Annotated in this window: 17 protein-coding genes; 7 read left to right on the top strand and 10 right to left on the bottom strand. The window is 71.9% G+C overall.

The features are described 5' to 3' along the window. Positions 1–19: 19 nt before the first annotated feature. The 5 genes from L6E12_RS09490 to L6E12_RS09470 form a co-directional block, all read right to left on the bottom strand. Positions 20–562 carry a potassium-transporting ATPase subunit C gene (locus tag L6E12_RS09490; protein ID WP_236227528.1) on the bottom strand — a complete coding sequence of 181 codons (543 nt, stop codon included), beginning with the start codon at positions 560–562 and terminating at the stop codon, positions 20–22. 5 nt (positions 563–567) lie between these two features. Further along, positions 568–2,610, bottom strand: a complete 2,043-nt coding sequence (kdpB, locus tag L6E12_RS09485) for a potassium-transporting ATPase subunit KdpB (RefSeq protein WP_236227527.1) — start codon at positions 2,608–2,610, stop codon at positions 568–570. Beyond that, the gene (kdpA, locus tag L6E12_RS09480; protein ID WP_236227526.1) at positions 2,607–4,220 is read right to left on the bottom strand and encodes a potassium-transporting ATPase subunit KdpA; all 1,614 of its coding nucleotides are present in this window, start codon (positions 4,218–4,220) and stop codon (positions 2,607–2,609) included. The genes kdpB and kdpA overlap by 4 nt, the downstream gene beginning before the upstream one ends. Beyond that, positions 4,220–4,315, bottom strand: coding sequence for a K(+)-transporting ATPase subunit F (gene kdpF / locus L6E12_RS09475; protein ID WP_063935990.1), 96 nt, complete (start codon positions 4,313–4,315; stop codon positions 4,220–4,222). Before kdpF ends, kdpA begins: the two co-directional genes overlap by 1 nt. A 243-nt stretch (positions 4,316–4,558) precedes the next feature. Beyond that, positions 4,559–5,413 carry an exodeoxyribonuclease III gene (locus L6E12_RS09470; RefSeq protein ID WP_236227525.1) on the bottom strand — a complete coding sequence of 285 codons (855 nt, stop codon included), beginning with the start codon at positions 5,411–5,413 and terminating at the stop codon, positions 4,559–4,561. Positions 5,414–5,576: 163 nt separating this feature from the next. Between L6E12_RS09470 and L6E12_RS09465 the strand changes: the two genes are divergently transcribed. From L6E12_RS09465 to L6E12_RS09430, 7 genes are all read left to right on the top strand, one after another. Beyond that, a complete protein-coding gene (locus tag L6E12_RS09465; protein ID WP_236227524.1) occupies positions 5,577–6,212 on the top strand; it encodes a DUF1524 domain-containing protein in 636 nt (211 codons plus the stop codon). A gap of 445 nt (positions 6,213–6,657) precedes the next feature. Continuing rightward, on the top strand, positions 6,658–8,199 hold the full coding sequence (locus tag L6E12_RS09460) for a glycosyltransferase family 39 protein (protein WP_236227523.1): 1,542 nt from the start codon (positions 6,658–6,660) through the stop codon (positions 8,197–8,199). Between the two features lie 60 nt (positions 8,200–8,259). Beyond that, positions 8,260–8,997 (top strand): GntR family transcriptional regulator, encoded by a 738-nt coding sequence (locus L6E12_RS09455; protein ID WP_236227522.1) that lies wholly within the window; start codon positions 8,260–8,262, stop codon positions 8,995–8,997. Positions 8,998–9,076: 79 nt separating this feature from the next. Then, positions 9,077–10,657 (top strand): NCS1 family nucleobase:cation symporter-1, encoded by a 1,581-nt coding sequence (locus L6E12_RS09450; RefSeq protein WP_236227521.1) that lies wholly within the window; start codon positions 9,077–9,079, stop codon positions 10,655–10,657. Next, complete coding sequence (locus L6E12_RS09445) at positions 10,658–11,389, top strand: aspartate/glutamate racemase family protein (protein ID WP_236227520.1); 732 nt, start codon at positions 10,658–10,660, stop codon at positions 11,387–11,389. A 216-nt stretch (positions 11,390–11,605) separates the two neighbouring features. After that, positions 11,606–12,268: a hypothetical protein gene (locus L6E12_RS09435; RefSeq protein ID WP_236227519.1), complete on the top strand. Its 663-nt coding sequence runs from the start codon at positions 11,606–11,608 to the stop codon at positions 12,266–12,268. Positions 12,269–12,355: 87 nt separating this feature from the next. Beyond that, the gene (locus L6E12_RS09430) at positions 12,356–13,456 is read left to right on the top strand and encodes a glycoside hydrolase family 3 N-terminal domain-containing protein (protein ID WP_236227518.1); all 1,101 of its coding nucleotides are present in this window, start codon (positions 12,356–12,358) and stop codon (positions 13,454–13,456) included. Between the two features lie 141 nt (positions 13,457–13,597). On the opposite strand, the gene L6E12_RS09425 is transcribed toward L6E12_RS09430, so the two are convergent. The 5 genes from L6E12_RS09425 to L6E12_RS09405 all read right to left on the bottom strand — a co-directional run. Continuing rightward, a complete protein-coding gene (locus L6E12_RS09425; RefSeq protein ID WP_236227517.1) occupies positions 13,598–14,035 on the bottom strand; it encodes a MarR family winged helix-turn-helix transcriptional regulator in 438 nt (145 codons plus the stop codon). 215 nt (positions 14,036–14,250) lie between these two features. Further along, positions 14,251–15,060, bottom strand: a complete 810-nt coding sequence (locus tag L6E12_RS09420; protein WP_236227516.1) for an NAD(P)H-dependent oxidoreductase — start codon at positions 15,058–15,060, stop codon at positions 14,251–14,253. Beyond that, a complete protein-coding gene (locus tag L6E12_RS09415; RefSeq protein WP_236227515.1) occupies positions 15,057–15,674 on the bottom strand; it encodes a TetR/AcrR family transcriptional regulator in 618 nt (205 codons plus the stop codon). The genes L6E12_RS09420 and L6E12_RS09415 overlap by 4 nt, the downstream gene beginning before the upstream one ends. A 134-nt stretch (positions 15,675–15,808) precedes the next feature. Continuing rightward, positions 15,809–16,558 (bottom strand): siderophore-interacting protein, encoded by a 750-nt coding sequence (locus L6E12_RS09410; protein ID WP_236227514.1) that lies wholly within the window; start codon positions 16,556–16,558, stop codon positions 15,809–15,811. A gap of 71 nt (positions 16,559–16,629) precedes the next feature. Continuing rightward, the coding region (locus L6E12_RS09405) for a DUF2637 domain-containing protein (protein ID WP_236227513.1) at positions 16,630–17,414 on the bottom strand (785 nt) is incomplete at its 5' end.

Genomic DNA, 17,414 nt, shown 5'->3' with positions numbered 1-17,414 from the left:
CCGAGTCTGCGCGCCCCGCTCAGCCACCGGCGGTCAGGGCCCGGTTCAGGGCGGTGACGTTCACCGTGACCTCGCCGACGAATCCGAGACCGCGCCGGGAGGTGTGGTCGGCGACCAGCTTGCGCACCCACCGCTCGGACAGGCCGCGTTCCCGCGCCACCCGGGGAACCTGCAGGTCGGCGTAGGCGGGGCTGATGTGCGGGTCGAGCCCGGAGGCCGACGCGGTGACCGCGTCCTGCGGCACCCGGTCTTCGGCCACGCCCTCGCGGCGGGCGACCTCGACGCGGCGGTCGGCCACCACCCGGTCGTAGTCGGAATTCACCTGGGACTTGTTGGAACCACCCGATGCGGGCAATGTCGCGGCGGACGGTCGCAAGTGGAACCAACCGTCACCTTCCCGGGGGACACCCACCAGCGTGGTGTCGACGGCCTCGGCGTGGTCGTGCAGGCCGGGGAGCCTGCTGAGCGCCCACACACCCGCCGGGTAGAGGACGCCGGTGATGACGGTCAGCACCAGCAGGAGGCGCAGCCCGGCCAGGGTCTGCTTGACGAGAGTGGACACGCGGGTCACCCGATTCCGGGGATGAGTCGGACGAGGAGGTCGATCAGCCAGATCCCGAGGAACGGCGTGGCAATCCCGCCGACCCCGTAGACCAGCAGGTTGCGCCGCAGCAGCGCGCTCGCCCCGGAGGGCCGGTAGCGGACACCGCGCAGCGCCAGCGGGATGAGCACCACGATGATCAGCGCGTTGAACACCACCGCCGACAGGATCGCCGACTCCGGGGTGGCCAGCCGCATCACGTTCAGGCCGCCGAGCTGCGGATAGATGGCGGCGAACATGGCGGGCAGGATCGCGAAGTACTTCGCCAGGTCGTTGGCCACGCTGAACGTGGTCAGCGCGCCCCGGGTGATCAGCAACTGCTTGCCGATCTCCACGACCTCGATCAGCTTGGTGGGGTCGGAGTCCAGGTCCACCATGTTCCCGGCCTCCTTGGCGGCGGAGGTGCCGGTGTTCATCGCCACGCCGACGTCCGCCCTGGCCAGCGCCGGCGCGTCGTTGGTGCCGTCGCCGGTCATGGCGACCAGCCGCCCGCCCTCCTGCTCGGCGCGGATGAGCGCCAGCTTGTCCTCGGGCTTGGCTTCGGCGAGGAAGTCGTCCACCCCGGCCTCGGCGGCGATGGCGCGGGCGGTCAGCGGGTTGTCGCCGGTGACCATGACCGTGCGGATGCCCATGGCGCGCAGCTCGGCGAACCGGGCGGCCATGCCGGGTTTGACCACGTCGGACATCCGGATCACACCCAGCACCCGGTCGCCGTCGGCCACCACCAGCGGGGTGCCGCCCTCGTTGCCGATGTCGTCGACGACGGCGGACGCCTCGGCGCTGAGCGCGAACCCGCTCGCGGCGCCCTTGCGCACCGCGCGGCCGTCGAGGTCGATGACGCTCATCCGGGTCTGGGCGGTGAACGGGACGAACTCGCCGGTCTTCTCGTGCTCGGACGCCTCGGCGGGCAACCCGTGGCGCTCGACGCAGAGGTCGATGACGCTGCGGCCCTCCGGGGTGCCGTCGGCCAGGCTGGACAGCCGGGCGGCGGCGGCCAGCTCGGCCAGGTCCGCGCCGTCCACCGGGTGGAAGTCGGTGGCGCGGCGGTTGCCGAAGGTGATGGTGCCGGTCTTGTCCAGCAGCAGGGTGTCGATGTCCCCGGCGGCCTCGACGGCCTTGCCGGAGGTGGCCAGCACGTTGCGCTGCACCAGCCGGTCCATGCCTGCGATGCCGATGGCCGAGAGCAGCGCCCCGATCGTGGTCGGGATCAGGCAGACCAGCAGCGCGGTCAGCACGAGCACCGACTGCTCACCGCCGGAGAGGATCGCGAACGGCTGGAGGGCGACCACGGCCAGCAGGAAAATGATCGTCAGGGTGGAGAGCAGGATCGTCAGCGCGATCTCGTTCGGCGTCTTCTGCCGCTGGGCGCCCTCCACCAGCGCGATCATCCGGTCCACGAAGGACTCCCCCGGTTTGGTGGAGATCCGCACGACGACCCGGTCCGAGAGCACGGTGGTGCCGCCGGTGACCGCGCACCGGTCCCCACCGGCCTCGCGCACGACCGGCGCGGACTCCCCGGTGATGGCGGACTCGTCGACCGAGGCGATGCCCTCGACCACGTCACCGTCGCCGGGGACCACCTCCCCGGCCTCGACGACCACCCGGTCACCGACCCGCAGGTCGGTGCCGGGCACCCGCTCCTCGGTGCCGTCCGCGCGCAGCCGCCGCGCGACGGCGTCCTGCTTGGTGCGCCGCAGCGAGTCGGCCTGCGCCTTGCCGCGCCCCTCGGCGACGGCCTCGGCGAGGTTGGCGAAGAGCACGGTGAACCACAGCCACACCGCGACGGTGACGGTGAACGTGTTCGGGTCGCCGACCGCGAAGGCGGTGACCAGCAGCGACCCGACCCAGACCACGAACATGACCGGGTTGCGCACCTGGTGGCGCGGGTGGAACTTGTGCAGGGCGTCCGGGAGGGACGCCAGCAGTTGACCGGGGCTGAACACCCCGGCCGACACCTGCCGCGCCGGGGCATCGGCGGCGGCAGGCGGGCGCTCGACGGTGGTACTCACAGCATGGCCTCCGCGATGGGTCCGAGGGCGAGGGCGGGGACGAAGGTCAGCGCGGCGACGAGCACGACGGCCCCGCCGAGCAGCCCGGCGAACAGCGGCCCGGTGGTGGGCAGCGTCCCGGCGGTGACCGGGGCCCGGCGCTGCGCGGCCAGCGAACCCGCCAGCGCCAGCACGGCGATGATCGGCACGAACCGCCCGACGGCCATGCACACCCCGAGCGAGGCCTGGAACCAGTCGCCGGTGGCGGTCAGGCCCGCGAAGGCGCTGCCGTTGTTGTTCGAGGCGGACGCGTAGGCGTAGAGGACCTCCGAGAGCCCGTGCGCCCCGTCGTTGTTGAGCGCCCCGGGCGTCGACGGCAGCACGGCGGCGATCCCGGCGCCGAGCAGCAGCACGGTCGGCATGGCCAGGATGGACACGGCGGCGGCGGTCACCTCGCGGCGGCCCAGCTTCTTGCCGAGGTACTCCGGCGTGCGGCCGACCATCAGCCCGGCCAGGAACATGGCGATGACCGCCATGACCAGGATGCTGTAGAGGCCGGTCCCGACCCCGCCCGGCGTCATCTCCCCGAAGAGCATGTTGAGCAGCGCCCCACCGCCGCCGAGGCCGGAGAAGCTGTCGTGCGCGGAGTTCACCGCACCGGTGGAGGTGGCCGTGGTCGTGTTGGCGAACAGCGCGGACCCGGCCACGCCGAACCGCAGTTCCTTGCCCTCCAGCGGACGCGCCCCGCTCGCCTCCGCCGCCCAGATCAGGGCCAGCATGGCGGTCCAGAGGGTGCCCATGACGCCGAGCAGCACGTACCCCTGCCTGCGCTCGCCCACCATCGTGCCGAAGGTCCGGGTGAGGGAGACGGGGATGACGAGGATGAGGAACAGCTCGATGAGGTTCGACCAGGCGCCGGGGTTCTCGAAGGGGTGCGCGGAGTTGGCGTTGAAGATCCCGCCGCCGTTGGTCCCGAGTTCCTTGATCGCCTCCTGGCTGGCGGTCGGGGCCTGGGCGACGGTCTGCCCGTCGACGACGACCCCGGACTTGAAGCTCATGGTCACCCCGGTCACGATCAGCACGAGCGCGAACGCGAACGCCACCGGCAGCAGGATGCGCAGTGTCCCCCGGGTGAGGTCGACCCAGAAGTTGCCCAACCGGTCGGTCTTGACCCGCACGAACCCGCGCACCAGGGCCATCGCCACGGCCAGGCCCACGGCGGCGGAGACGAAGTTCTGCACGGTGAACCCGATGAGCTGCACGCTGTGCCCCATCGCGTTCTCCGGCACGTAGGACTGCCAGTTCGTGTTCGTCACGAAGCTGATCGCGTTGTTGAACGCCATCCCGGGCGGGACGTTCCCGCGCCCGAAGTCGAACGGCAGCCACGACTGCACCCGCTGGAGCAGGTAGAGGAACCCGACCCCCACCGCCGAGAACCCGACGACCCCGAGCGCGTAGGTGGACCACTTCTGCTCGGTGCCCGGGTCCACCCGCACCACCCGGTAGATCGCCCGCTCCACAGTGGAGTGCTCGGTGCGCTGGTAGACCCGGGCCATGTGATCACCGAACGGCCGGTGCACGACCGCCAGCGCCACCACCAGCAAGGCGGCCTGCGCCACCCCGGCCCACATCAGAACTTCTCCGGCCGGATGAGCGCGGCGAAGAGGTACCCGAGCAACCCCGCCGCGACGATCCCCCCGACCACGTTGCCGACTAAGCCGCTCACAACCGCTCCAGCCCGCGAACGGCCAGAGCCAGCCCGGCGAAGACAACGACGATGAGCACCGCGTAGGCCACGTCAGCCACGCCGCACCCCTCTCCGACCCGGTGCCCACCCCGCTGGTGGGCACGCCGGGAGGAGCGTGCAGCAGATCCGCGCCGCCGCCGCCGGGCCTGACGCCGTCTTGACGGGCCCACCGGCGATCTTTACGCGATCCTGACCCCCGGCGCGGGGTCGTCCCGGATCACCTCATCGGGGGACTTTCCCGCCGCGCCGGGGTGCGGCGACCGACGGGGGCGGGACCATCGGGCCGATGTCGCCGTCCGGGGCCTCGTCGAGGTCCAGGACGACCGGGGCGTGGTCGCTGGGCTTGGTGCCCTTGCGGGCGGCCCGGTCGACCCAGGCGGCGCGGCGGCGGGCGGCCACGGGGGTGCCCGCCAGGATCAGGTCGATGCGCATCCCCCGGTTCTGGTGGAACATGCCCGCCCGGTAGTCCCAGTAGCTGAACACCGTCTCGGTGGGCCAGCGGTCGCGGACCACGTCGTGCAGGCCCAGGTCCAGCAGCTCCCGCAGGGCGGCCCGCTCGGCGTCGGTGACGTGGGTGTGGCCCTCGAACGCCGCCGGGTCGAACACGTCGGCGTCGGCGGGGGCGATGTTGAGGTCGCCGCAGACCACGGCGGTGTCGACGTCGGCGGCGACGGTGTCGCGCAGGGCGCGCAGCCAGTCGAGCTTGTAGCGGTAGTGGTCGGAGTCGGGGCTGCCGCCGTTGGGGACGTACAGGGAATGCACCCGCAGGCCGCCGCAGACGGCGGAGACCGCCCGGGCCTCCTGGTGCGGGAAGCCGGGGCCACCGGGCAGGCCGCGCACCACGTCGTCGAGGCCGACCCGCGACAGCAGGGCCACCCCGTTCCACTGGCCCTCGCCGTGGCTGGCGACCTCGTAGCCGCGCGCCGACAGGTCGTCGGTCAGCAGTTCCAGGAAGGCGTCGTCGGCGAGCTTGGTCTCCTGGAGGCAGACGACGTCGGGGGCGCGCTCGTCAAGCCAGGGGAGCAGGCGGGGGACGCGCTGCTTGACGGAGTTGACGTTCCAGGTGGCGATCCGCACCCGCCCGACCCTAGTGCGACCCGCCGGGACCGGCTCGGCGGCTAGGCCGTGTCCTGCAAGTCCGTGTTCGCGATAGCCGCGCCGAGGCGGCCCCGTTCACCCGATGGTCGAGCGCCACCGACAATCATGTGCGAAGCGTGACGAGGAAGTGGAGGGACCTGCGGTGGCCAAGCGCGGGAAGACGACCTGGGTGTCGCTGGTGGTGGCGCTGGTCGTGCTGGTGGTCGGCATCTGGTGGTCGCAGTTGGACGAGGGCACCCCGACCGGGGCGGACGCGCAGCGGGCGATCGACCAGCTTGCGAAGCTGACCGTGGCCGTGGAGGACACCGGCCTGCCCTACAACCGCGAGGACTGGCCGCACTGGTCGGCCCGGGGCGACGGGTGCGACACCCGCGAGGAGGCGCTGAAGGCCCAGGGCAGGAGCGTGCGGACCGACGTCGAGTGCAAGGCGATGGAGGGCACCTGGACCAGCCCGTACGACGGCACCACCATCACCGACGCGCGCCAGACCGACCTCGACCACCTCGTGCCGCTGGCCGAGGCCAACCGCTCCGGCACCCGGGGCTGGACCCGCGAGCAGCGCCGGGCCTTCGCCAACGACCTCGACCAGCTCATCGTGGTCTCCGCCCGCAGCAACCGGCAGAAGGGCGACCAGGACCCCGCCCACTGGCTGCCCGACGCGGCCTACAGCTGCGACTACGCGGTCCGCTGGGTCCTGGTGAAGGCGAAGTACAACCTGACCGTGGATCAGGCCGAACACGACACCCTGGCGTCGCTGCTCTCCCGCTGCCCGCGCTGACCCCCGCTTGATGAACGGTGCCGTACACCAATGGCGCGTTATCCGGCAAACGCATTCCCAGCAGCGGAAATACCCGCCCGAAAATTGCGGGACGCCGGGGTCGGGCACATCACCGGCAGGTAACTCGAATATCTTTCATCTTCAACCATCTGAGATCGAACCGCAGGTCCGAGCGGGTACGCAGAGTTATCCGAACCACGAGCAGTGAGACCGGCCATCGCCCTGCGTAGTGGACGCACATCTTTGTCAAACGCACGACACATTCACATCCGCACTTTGGCGCACCGGTACAGTTGTCGCGGATTCGCCATGAGCGGCGCACGACACCGATTGTGAACAAAACCCGCAAATTGTGTCCCCGCTATTTCCGATCACGGCGCCGGTCTTCTAGATTGACCGCACCGGTGAATGGTCCGATCCGGGGTGGACAGTCGAGGAGGAGTGGATGAGCGCGACCGAGGAGCGGGCGCAGGCGCGACCGCTGGCCGTGCCGTCCGAGCCCGCGGTCCCACCGGTGCGGTGGGGCCCGCTGCTGGCGCTGGCGGCGGGCGTCGGGGTGCTCCTGCTGCTGCTCAGCGGGCGCTACGGCCACGACGGCGACGAGATGTACTTCGTCATCGCCGGCGGGCACCCGTCCTGGGGCTACGTCGACCAGTCGGCGCTCGTGCCGCTGCTGGCCAAGGGCATCGACCTGCTGTTCCCCGGCAACCTGCTCGCCCTGCGCACCCCGTCCGCCCTGGTCACCGCCGTCGGCGTGGTCCTGGCCGCGCTGATCGCCCGCGAACTCGGCGGCAGGCCGCGCGCCCAACTGCTCGCCGCCGCCGCGTTCGGCACGGCCCCGTTCGTGCTCTGGACCGGGCACCTGCTGGCCACCACCACCTTCGACACCACCCTCTGGGCGGCCATCACCTACCTGGTCACCAAGTGGGTGCGCACCCGCCAGGACCGGCTGCTGCTGGCCGCCGGGCTGTGCACGGCGGTCGCGTTGCAGATCAAGTACCTGGTGCCGATCCTGTGGGTGGCCATCGGCGTGGCGGCGCTGTGCACCGGCCGCGGCGACCTGCTGCGCCGCCCGCTGCTGTGGGTGGGCGCGGCGATCACCGTGGTCACCGCGCTGCCGGGGCTGCTGTGGCAGAACGCCAACGGGTGGCCGTACGTGGCGATGCTGGACGCGGTCAGCGCCGAGCAGGACTCGTTCCAGGGCGGCCGGGTCGGGTTCTCCGCCTGGCTCGCCCTCTACATCGGCCCCCTCGGGTTGGTGCTGATGGTGCTCGGCATCCGCAAGCTGCTGCGCACGCCACCGTACCGGTTCCTCGGCATCGCCCTGCCGATGCTGTTCGTGCTGATGCTGGTGTTCAACGGGCGCCCCTACTACCTGGTCGGGCTGTTCCCGCTGGGGTTCGCCGCGGGTGTGGTGGCGTTGCAGGACCGCGGGCCCGCCTGGTGGCGGCGGCCGTGGGCGTTCGGGCTGACCGGGGCGCTGGGCGTGATCGCACTGGTGTGCCTGCTGCCGGTCGTGCCGCAGGGCATCGCCGAGCGCCACCCGGCGCTGGTGCCCAACCCGCTGCTGCGCGGCCAGGTCGGCTGGCCCGCGTTCACCGAGGACATCGGCGACGTCTACCGGTCGCTGCCCCCCGCGCAGCGCGCCCACACGGTGGTGATGGCCGACGTCTACCCGCACGCCGCCGCCCTGGCCTACGAGGGACCCGCCCACGGCCTGCCGCCGGTCTACAGCGGGCACCGCGGCTTCTGGTTCTTCGGAGCCCCACCGGACGACGCCACCACCGCCATCATCGTCGGCGGCGACCCGGACTTCCTCCGCGCCCACTTCCGCTCGGTCCGGGCGGTCGGCCGCGCCGACGACCACTCGACCCTGGAGAACGTCGTCCTGCGCTCCCCCACCGTCTGGCTGGTGTCGGACCCGGTCCGACCGTGGTCGAAGACCTGGCCGGAGTGGCTGCACATGAACATCGACGACGACCAGTGACCCCCGACCACCACCCGCGACGTCACACGGGCACAACGTGGCGGGGCTAGCCTGCCCGCCATGCCAGGACCACGGCGGCGCTCGGCGCTGATCGCGCTGCTGACCCGCGAGCACGAGGACACCTCCCAGGCGACCATCCTCGGCGAGCTGCGGCGGGCGCTGCTGGAGGGGGAGGTCCCCCCGGGGACCGCCGTCCCGCTCGACGAGGTGGCCGCGGTGTTCGGGGTCAGCCGCATCCCGGTGCGCGAGGCGTTGAAGACGCTGATCGGGGAGGGCCTCGTCGAGCACCGGGTCAACGCCGGGTACACCGTGGCGAAGCTGACCTCGGCGGAGCTGCGGGAGATGTACGTGGTCCGGGAAGCGCTGGAGACCGCCGCGCTCGCCGCCGCGCTGGGCGCCGCCGGGGCGGCCGACGACCGCGCCGCCCTGCGGGCGCACGAGGCGCTGGAGGCGGCCATCGCCGCCGGGGACGTGCGGGCCTACCACCGGGAGAGCAGGCGGTTCCACTTCGCGCTGGTGACCCCGTGCGGGATGCACAGGCTGGTCAAGATGTTCGAGTCGGCGTGGAACGTCACCGAGCCCGCGCGGCCGATGGCGCACGTGGCGGTGGACGACCGCGCGGTGCTGCACCGCGACCACGCCGACATGCTGGCCGCGTTCGTCGCCCGCGACACCGCCGCCCTGCTCGACGCCGCCCGGGCGCACCACCGGCGGCTGGCCGAGCTGCTCGGCGCGGTGCCCCGGCACACCGGGCTGCTCGCCGACCCGGAACCCCCGGGGAATATACGATCGACGTGATCGGCGGGTAACACCCCGCTCCTAGCCTGGTCGCGCAGCGGCGCACCCCACGCAGCGCACCCGGCATCGAGGAGCGGTGATGTCCGAAACCACGGTCCCCCGACACGAACGCCCGTTACCCCCCGGCTCGGTCGCCGGGCACGACGACCTGCTCGAAGCGGCGGGCACGCCGATCGGCGGCGGGCTGATCAAGGCCGACTACGACCCCCGGCTCACCAACGAAGACCTGGCCCCGCTGCGGAAGCAGAGTTGGGGCTCCTACAACATCTTCGCGTTCTGGATGTCCGATGTGCACAGTGTCGGCGGGTACGTCACCGCGGGCAGCCTGTTCGCCCTGGGCCTGAGCAGTTGGCAGGTGCTCGTCGCGCTGGTGGTCGGGATCGGGATCGTCTACGGGTTCTGCAACCTGGTGGCCAAGCCCAGCCAGGCGACCGGGGTGCCGTACCCGGTGATCTGCCGGGCGTCGTTCGGGGTGCTGGGGGCGAACATCCCGGCGATCATCCGCGGGCTGATCGCGGTCGCCTGGTACGGCATCCAGACCTACCTGGCGTCGGCGGCACTGGACATCGTGGTGCTCAAGCTGTTCCCGGCGCTGCTGCCCTACGCCGACGTCGACCTGTACGGGTTCGCCGGGTTGTCGCTGCTGGGGTGGTGTTCGTTCGCGCTGCTGTGGGTGTTGCAGGCGGCGGTGTTCTGGACCGGGATGGAGACGATCCGCCGGTTCATCGACTTCTGCGGTCCGGCGGTGTACGTCGTCATGTTCGTCCTGGCCGGGTACCTGCTGGTCAAGGCGGGCTGGGGCGCGGTCGACCTGAACCTGGGCGAGGTCACGCACACCGGGTTCGACGCGGTGCCGGTGATGCTGGGCGCGATCGCGCTGGTGGTGTCGTACTTCTCCGGGCCGATGCTCAACTTCGGCGACTTCTCCCGCTACGGCAGGAGCTTCGCCGCGGTCAAGCGGGGCAACCTGCTGGGGCTGCCGCTGAACTTCCTGGTGTTCTCGATCCTGGTGGTGGTCACCGCGTCGCTGACGGTTCCGGTGTTCGGTGAGCTGATCACCGACCCGGTGGCCACGGTGGCGCGCATCGACTCCACGTTCGCCATCGTGCTGGGGGCGCTGACGTTCACCATCGCCACCATCGGGATCAACATCGTCGCGAACTTCATCTCGCCCGCCTTCGACTTCTCCAACGTGAGCCCGCAGCGGATCAGCTGGCGGGCGGGCGGCATGATCGCCGCCGTCGGGTCGGTGCTGATCACCCCGTGGAACCTCTACAACAACCCCGAGGTCATCCACTACACGCTGGAGACCCTGGGCGCGTTCATCGGTCCGCTGTTCGGGGTGCTGATCGCCGACCACTACCTGGTCCGCAAGCAGCGCGTGGTGGTCGACGACCTGTTCACCCTGCGCCCGGACGGCCGCTACTTCTACCGGCGCGGCTACAACCCGGCCGCGGTGATCGCCACCGCCGTCGGCGCCGCCGTGGCGATGGTGCCGGTGCTGTGGCGCGGCGGGCCGGGCATGGCGACCGCCTCGCAGTACAGCTGGTTCATCGGCATGGGCCTCGGCCTGCTCGGCTACCTGGCGCTGGCACCGCGGTTCCGCGTCGCCGCGTCGAGCCGGGTGGACGAGCCGGTCGAGCCTGCGGCGGAGGTCTAGGTGGAACTGCTCGTCGTCAACCCGAACACCTCGGGGGCGATGACCGCGCTGGTCGAGCGGGCCGCCCGGGCCGTGGCGGGCCCGGGCACCCGCGTGCGCGCGGTCCACCCGGCGATGGGCCCGGCGTCGATCGAGAGCCACTACGACGAGGCGCTGAGCGTGCCCGGGGTGCTGGCCGAGGTCGCCGCCGGGGAGCGCGCCGGGGTCGACGGGTACGTGCTGGCCTGCTTCGGCGACCCCGGTCTGGACGCGGCGCGGGAGGTCGCGGCGGGCCCGGTGGTGGGGATCGCCGAGGCGGCCATGCGCTCGGCGATGTACCTGGGGCGGGGGTTCAGCGTGGTGACGACCCTGGCGCGGACGGTCGGGCGGGCGCGGGACCTGGCCGCGCACTACGGCGCCGGGCGGGCGTGCCTGGGGGTGCACGCGTGCGGCATCCCCGTGCTGGAGCTGGAGAGCGACCCGGACGCGGTCAAGAAGGTCGTCGCCGCATGTGCGGCGGCGCTGGAGGCCGACGGGTCGGACGCGGTCGTGCTGGGGTGCGCGGGCATGGCCGAGCTGTGCCCAGCGGTGTCGGCCGAGCTGGGTGTGCCGGTGGTGGACGGGGTGCAGGCGGCGGTGCTGGCGGTGCAGTCGCTGGTGACCATGGGGTTGCGCGGGGCGGCGCGGGGCGAGTTCGCCGCCCCGCCGCCGAAGCCGTACGCGGGGCTGTTGGCGGAATTCTCCCGTGAGTGATCGACCAGGGTGGTGTACCAGAAGTTCGGAGTCGTCCCGATCCACACGGCCATCCAGTACGGGCACAGGGCACCGATGCGGTACAGGCTTCAAAAGATGAGCCCGGCATCCGCCCTCCGGAGGGAACGTTGCGGGCGCGTGGGGCGTTGCACGGGGTGACGCGCTGCCTTGTCGGGCACGGGAGGGGTCCCGGCAAGTCGGTGGAACGCTCACGCCGTGACCACGAGGACTCCCCGTATCCGGAGGCCGTTGATTCGCGGGTTCGCTCGACCCGCCGGTTTCCTCGTCGCACTTGCCGTGTTCCTGCTGCTTCCGAACACAGCGGTGTCATGCTCCCTCCCCGACGGGCGGGGAACGATCGAAAGCTCGCTGACCGGCACCGAGATGATCACGGGGAGCAGGCCGTCGTTGGCTGCCGACGGCGAGCTGACCGGCTTCCTCGAGTTCACGAAGAACTCGGCGATGGCGACCAGCCTCGACCAGGCCCGCGCTGACAGGCCGATCCGGCTCGTCACCGCAGCGGTTGTGGTGCTCCTCCTGCTCGGGATCGCGGTTCAGTTGATCAGGCCGCGCCTGCTGCGGGCGGCAGCCTCCGTGGACGTCGCGGCGGGTGCCGGTGTCCTGGTTGTGGTCGTCGAGCGGCTCGCCAGCGCGCGGTGGGAACCGATCCTCCGCGAGGCCGGTCTGACCGCGCGGTTCCTCCCCGAGAACGAGGGGCGGGACGCCGTGGCCGCCGCCCTGGACACGCGGCATCCCGGCCTCGGCTTCTGGTTGGTGCTGACCACACTGGCAGTCATCGTGATAGCAAACGCCGCGCTGCTGGTCTCCGGCTTCCGAAGATCGCGCCCCACTGGTGCACGACAACTCGGTCCCCATTGAGGGCTGTTGGCGTAATTCTCCCGTGAATGATTGACCGAACGCATCTGGATCTCGTTAACTGGAGGACCGGGTGCGAGGAGGTCGGCCATGCGGACACCGATGCGACGACGGTGGGGAGCGGGTTCCGCGGTGGGCCTGGTCCTGGCCGCAGCACTGACCGCCCTCCCCACCGCCTCGGCGGCACCGACGCTGACCACCCGGCAACTGGCGGGCCAGCGGGTGGTCTACTCCTACCCCGGCCTGACGCCACCGCAGTCCCTGCTCGACCGCATCCGCGCGGGCGAGACCGCGGGCGTGATCTTCTTCGGCGAGAACATCTCCGGCACCGCCCAGATCGCGGGCGTCGTCGCCCAGCTCCGGGCCGCGGCGGCGCAGAGCCCGGTCCCCGCGCCGCTGCTGCTGATGACCGACCAGGAGGGCGGGCAGGTCCGCCGCCTGCCCGGTGCGCCGCTGCTGTCGCAGGAGCAGGTGGGCGCCCAGGGCACCACCGCCGCCCGCGACGCGGGAACCTCGGCGGGGCAGAACCTGCGCGGTGTGGGGATGAACGTGAACCTGGCCCCGGTGGCGGACGTGTACCGCGTCCCCGGCGACCTCATGGACCAGTACGGCCGCTCCTACAGCACCGACTCGGGCACCGTCGGCGTGCTCAGCCGCGCCTTCATCCAGGCCCAGCAGGCCACCGGCGTCGCCGCCACCGCCAAGCACTTCCCCGGGCTCGGGCCCGCCGGGGCGGCGGAGAACACCGACACCCGCCCGGTCACCCTGACCACGTCCCTGTCGGACCTGCGCACCAGGGACGAGCCGCCCTACGACCTCGCCGTGGCCGCCGGGGTCAAGCTGGTCATGCTCTCCTGGGCGGTCTACCCCGCCCTCGACGCCTCCCGCCCCGCGGGCCTGTCCCCCACCGTGGTCCGCGACGAACTCCGCCGCGACCGCGGTTTCCAGGGCGTCACCATCACCGACGCCCTGGAGGCGGGCGCCCTCCAGCCCTACGGGACCACGGGCGACCGCGCCCTCCTCGCCGCGGCGGCGGGCATGGACCTCATCCTCGCCTCGGCCCGCGACACCACCCAGGGCGACCAGGTCCTCGACGCCCTCGCCACCGCCTACACCGCGGGAACCCTCGACCGGCAGGCGTTCACCGCGGCCACCGACCGCGTGCTGACCCTGCGCGGCTCCCTGCCCTGACCCGCGGCCAACCGGCCCCGCGACCAGCTCGGCCCTGTGGACAACTCAGCCCCACCACAGCGAAACCGTCGCCCCCGCGTGCTTGGATCGATTCGGGGGCTGCTCCGAACGCCCGGCAGGGAACTCCTCCGCCCGCATCCCTTACGAAACGCCGGATTCACCCAGTTTGTTCAGCAGTTCGGTCAGCCGCACCACGTCCTCGCGGTCCCACTCCGCCAGCGAGGCCCGCCAGCGGTCGCGCTGCTCGGTCAGCAGCGCCGTCAGTCCCGTGTGGCCGGACGGGGTCAGCCGCAGCAGCCGGGCCCTGGCGTCGGTGCTGTCGACCACGCGCTCCAACAGGCCCAGGCGGACCGCGGCGTCGACCTGCCTGCTCAGCGTCGACTTGTCCAGCGAGAGGCGGTTCGCCGCCTCGGACATGCGCAGCGAACCGGCGTGCAGCACCAGGACCAGCAGCGGGTAGACGGTCGGGTCCAGGCGGGGGTGCAGGGTCCTGGCCGAATCCCGAACCGATGCCCGCGCTCGACGCCACAGGGCGGTGAGCTCGGTTTCGAGGCCGGGGAGGACGTCTTCGGTGGGCAAAGCTGGGAGCCTCATTCCACGGTGTAGTGGCACTGGCCCCCGATCCTAGTCCGATCGGCCTAGTACCACCGGGTGCTGGTGCGCCGCGGACGCACAGGCGAGCGACGCGGTTTTCCGGAGACCGGCTACGCCGCCGCGATCACCGCAGGCTCCACGCGCCCCTGATCGTCGTGTCGACGGTTTTCCCGGACCGGACTCGTTGGAGCCTGGCCCTTTCAGCCTCCGCAACTGCTCGGAGCGAGGTGGATGCCGAGATCGGTGCGGCCGGGCAGCAGGTCTTCGTGCAGTGCCCGCGTGCCGTGGTAGTCGCCGTCACGGAGGCGCCGGTAGCGCCGGGCCGGTTCCGAGCCTGCCGTGCGCAACCGCCGGCGCAACCGTTCGACCTCGTGATCGACCTCGGCGCCGCCCAGACCGTCGGCGTCGTGGATCACGTGCAGTCCCAGGGTTTCGATACCCACGTACCAGAGGACGCCATGGGTCAGCGGGAACAGCAGCGAGTCGAGGTCACCGCTGATGCCGCGCGGGCCTATCGACTTCGCGTCCTCCCCGGCGGTCACCACGAGCAACGCCTTGCGCCCGACGAGCCCACCGTCGCCGTACCGCCGCGGCACCCCCAGTTCCGGGTCGGTGTCCCCGTAGGCGAACCCACTGGTGAGCACTCGGTCGAACCAGCCCTTCAGGATCGCGGGCGGCCCGTACCACCACAGGGGGAACTGCACGACCAGCAACTCGGCGGCGGCGAGCTTGGCCTGCTCCGCGCGCACATCCTCGGGTGCCTGGCCTCGGGCGTGCGCCTCACCCACCAGTTCGGCGATGTTGCCGGGCTTGCCCGCGAGGTCGCCGAGGTCACGGTCCGCGAGGACGGGGTCGAAGCCTTGTGCGTGCAGGTCGGAGGTCAGGACCTCGTGGTGTTCCGACAGCGCCTCGACCCCGGCGGTGAAGAGGCGTTCGTTGAAGGACCCGCGGCGCGGATGCGCGTACACCCAGAGGACGGTGCCGGGCTGCGGGGGATGGCTGATGGTCATGGTTTCGTCTCCTTCGTGTCGGGCCCGCCGTCAACGGCGAGGGCGGTGATGACGCGGGTGAGCACATCGCGCGCGCGGGCGGGGCTGATCCGACCTGCGAGCGCGTTGCGGGCCAGGGCGTCACCGGCGCCGATCAGCGCGTGCAGCCCGGCGGCGTCGATCGGCCCGCAGAAGGGTTCGAGCGCCGTGCGGCACCGGGTGAGGTAGGCGTCCTCCGCCTCCTGGCGCACCTGGCTGAGGGTGGCGGAGCCCGCGAGTGCGGCGACCACGTCGGCCAACTCGCGCCCTTCGGCGAGGCAGCAGTCGATGTAGGCCCCCGCGACGACACCCGCCACCGCCGCGAGGGAGGGTGTCGCCTCGTCCAGGGCGACCTCCAGTGCTTCTCGCTGGCGGGCCTCGAACTCGCGGTACAGCTCCGCGAGGACACCGGCCCGGTCGCCGAAGTGCCCGTAGACCAACGGTTTGGTCACCCCGGCCTGCTCGGCGAGCCGCCCGAGGGTGAGTTCGTCCGTGCCCTTGTCCCGGATGAGCTGACGCGCCACCTCCAGGAGCTGGGTGTGGCGTTCCGCCTTCGACAGCCGTCGACGCGGGACAGCGCCCTCGACGCCACGCATGCGACCTCCACTCCAAGTTACCTTTCGTAGCTTACCAAAGGTAACTTGGCGGATCACGTGAGACGCGCCTCTCCCATCCCGTGCCGCCGCCCGCGCGCCGGTGATGCCCGGCGCGTGCGGCGGTCAGGACACCCCTAGACGGGGTCTGTGCGCTTGGCCGCCTGGAACTCCGGTTCGGCCATGCCCTTGCGCCAGTACCCGGAGATCGACAGCCGGTCGACCCCGGCCAGGACCTCGCGCAGGTCGCGGATCACGTAGGTCTCGCCGTGCACGAAGGCGTGGCCGGACCCCGCGGGCAGCTCCAACTCCTCCACGGCGGACACCAGCGTCCCGGCGGGCACCCAGCGCAGGTCCAGCCGGGCGTCGGTGAGGAACTTCTGCTCGTCGGCCGGGTCCTCCACCTCCAGGACCGCGAGGGCGACGGCGGTGGCGGGCAGGGACTCCAGGGCCGCGCCGATCGCCGGGAAGGCCGACGCGTCGCCGACGAACAGGTGCCAGTCGGCGTCGGCGGCCGGGGAGTAGGCGCCGCCGGGGCCCTGGAAGGAGAACTCGGTGCCCGGCTGGACCGAGGCGGCCCACGGGCCCGCCAGGCCGACGTCGCCGTGGTAGACGAAGTCGATCGCCAGCTCCGACGGTTCGCGGCGGCGGATCGTGTAGGTGCGGGTGACGACCTTGCCCTGGGCGCGCAGCTCGGCGACGTCCACGCCCTCCGGGCGCCCCTCGGGGAAGAACAGCAGCTTGACGTAGCTGTCGGTGAACCCGTTGTCCGGCACCGCGGCCAGGCCGGGCCCGCCCGCCCAGACGCGCACCATGTGCGGGGTGATCCACTCGGTGCGGGTCACGGTGAGGGTGTGCACCGGGCGGGTGCGCTGTGGAGCAGACACGACGAGGCCTCCCAGAAGACTTAGGTAAGCCTAAGCTACTCCTGGGAGGCCCCGGGGCGCGAGTGCGATCGCTAGCGCGACTGGTCGATGCTGGTCAGCTCCGCGGTCCGGACCGAGCGGCCGCGGGCGTGGGTGACGCGCCACAGGGTGGTGATGCTCTGCAACGGGTGCAGGAACCAGCCCCAGGCACCGATCACCGGCAGCGAGCGGGCGACCCGGCCGCGGGCGCGGCGCTCGCTGCGCGAGTGCCAGCCGATGTGCAGCTCGAAGAGCAGGATGCCGACGGCGGCGGGAGCGGCGAACATGATCGACGCCTCGATGCCGTAGCCCTTGCCGGCGGCGTGCTCCCAGTTCAGGTACACGCTGCCCGCGAGCAGGAGCAGCAGCGCGATCCGCGGCCCGGCACCGGAGTACGGCGAGAGCGCGTAGCGGTGCGCGAGCCCGGCCACGATCAGCGCCGACGCGTCGAACACCAGCGACACCACGGCCGCCAGCGGGGTCGGGATGCTGAACCCGCGGGCGTACTCGAACAGCGACCACCAGGAGATGCCCATCGCGGCGATCAGCACCACGATCCAGGCCATGTTCGCCGACCAGGACAGCACGACCGGCACCCGGGGCAGCGCGGGCGGCAGCGGCTCCGGGTCGACCGGGGCGGCCACGCGCTCCGCGTGCGCGGTCACCGGCTCCGCGGGCGGCTCGGGGGCCTCCGCGACGACCAGGTCCTTGCCCACCCGTTCCTCCGGTCCCGCCTCGGTGGTCGCGGCCTCGGCCTTGTCCGCGCCGTCCTTGCCCGTGTCGCCCTTGTCCGCCTCGCCGGGCACCTCGACCTGGTCCAGCCAGGACAGGTCCGACT

It is taken from the genome of Actinokineospora sp. PR83, assembly GCF_021056305.1.
Lineage (GTDB): Bacteria > Actinomycetota > Actinomycetes > Mycobacteriales > Pseudonocardiaceae > Actinokineospora > Actinokineospora spheciospongiae.
The sequence above is the reverse complement of the archived record's forward strand: the minus strand, read 5'-3'. Positions and strand labels throughout refer to the sequence as shown.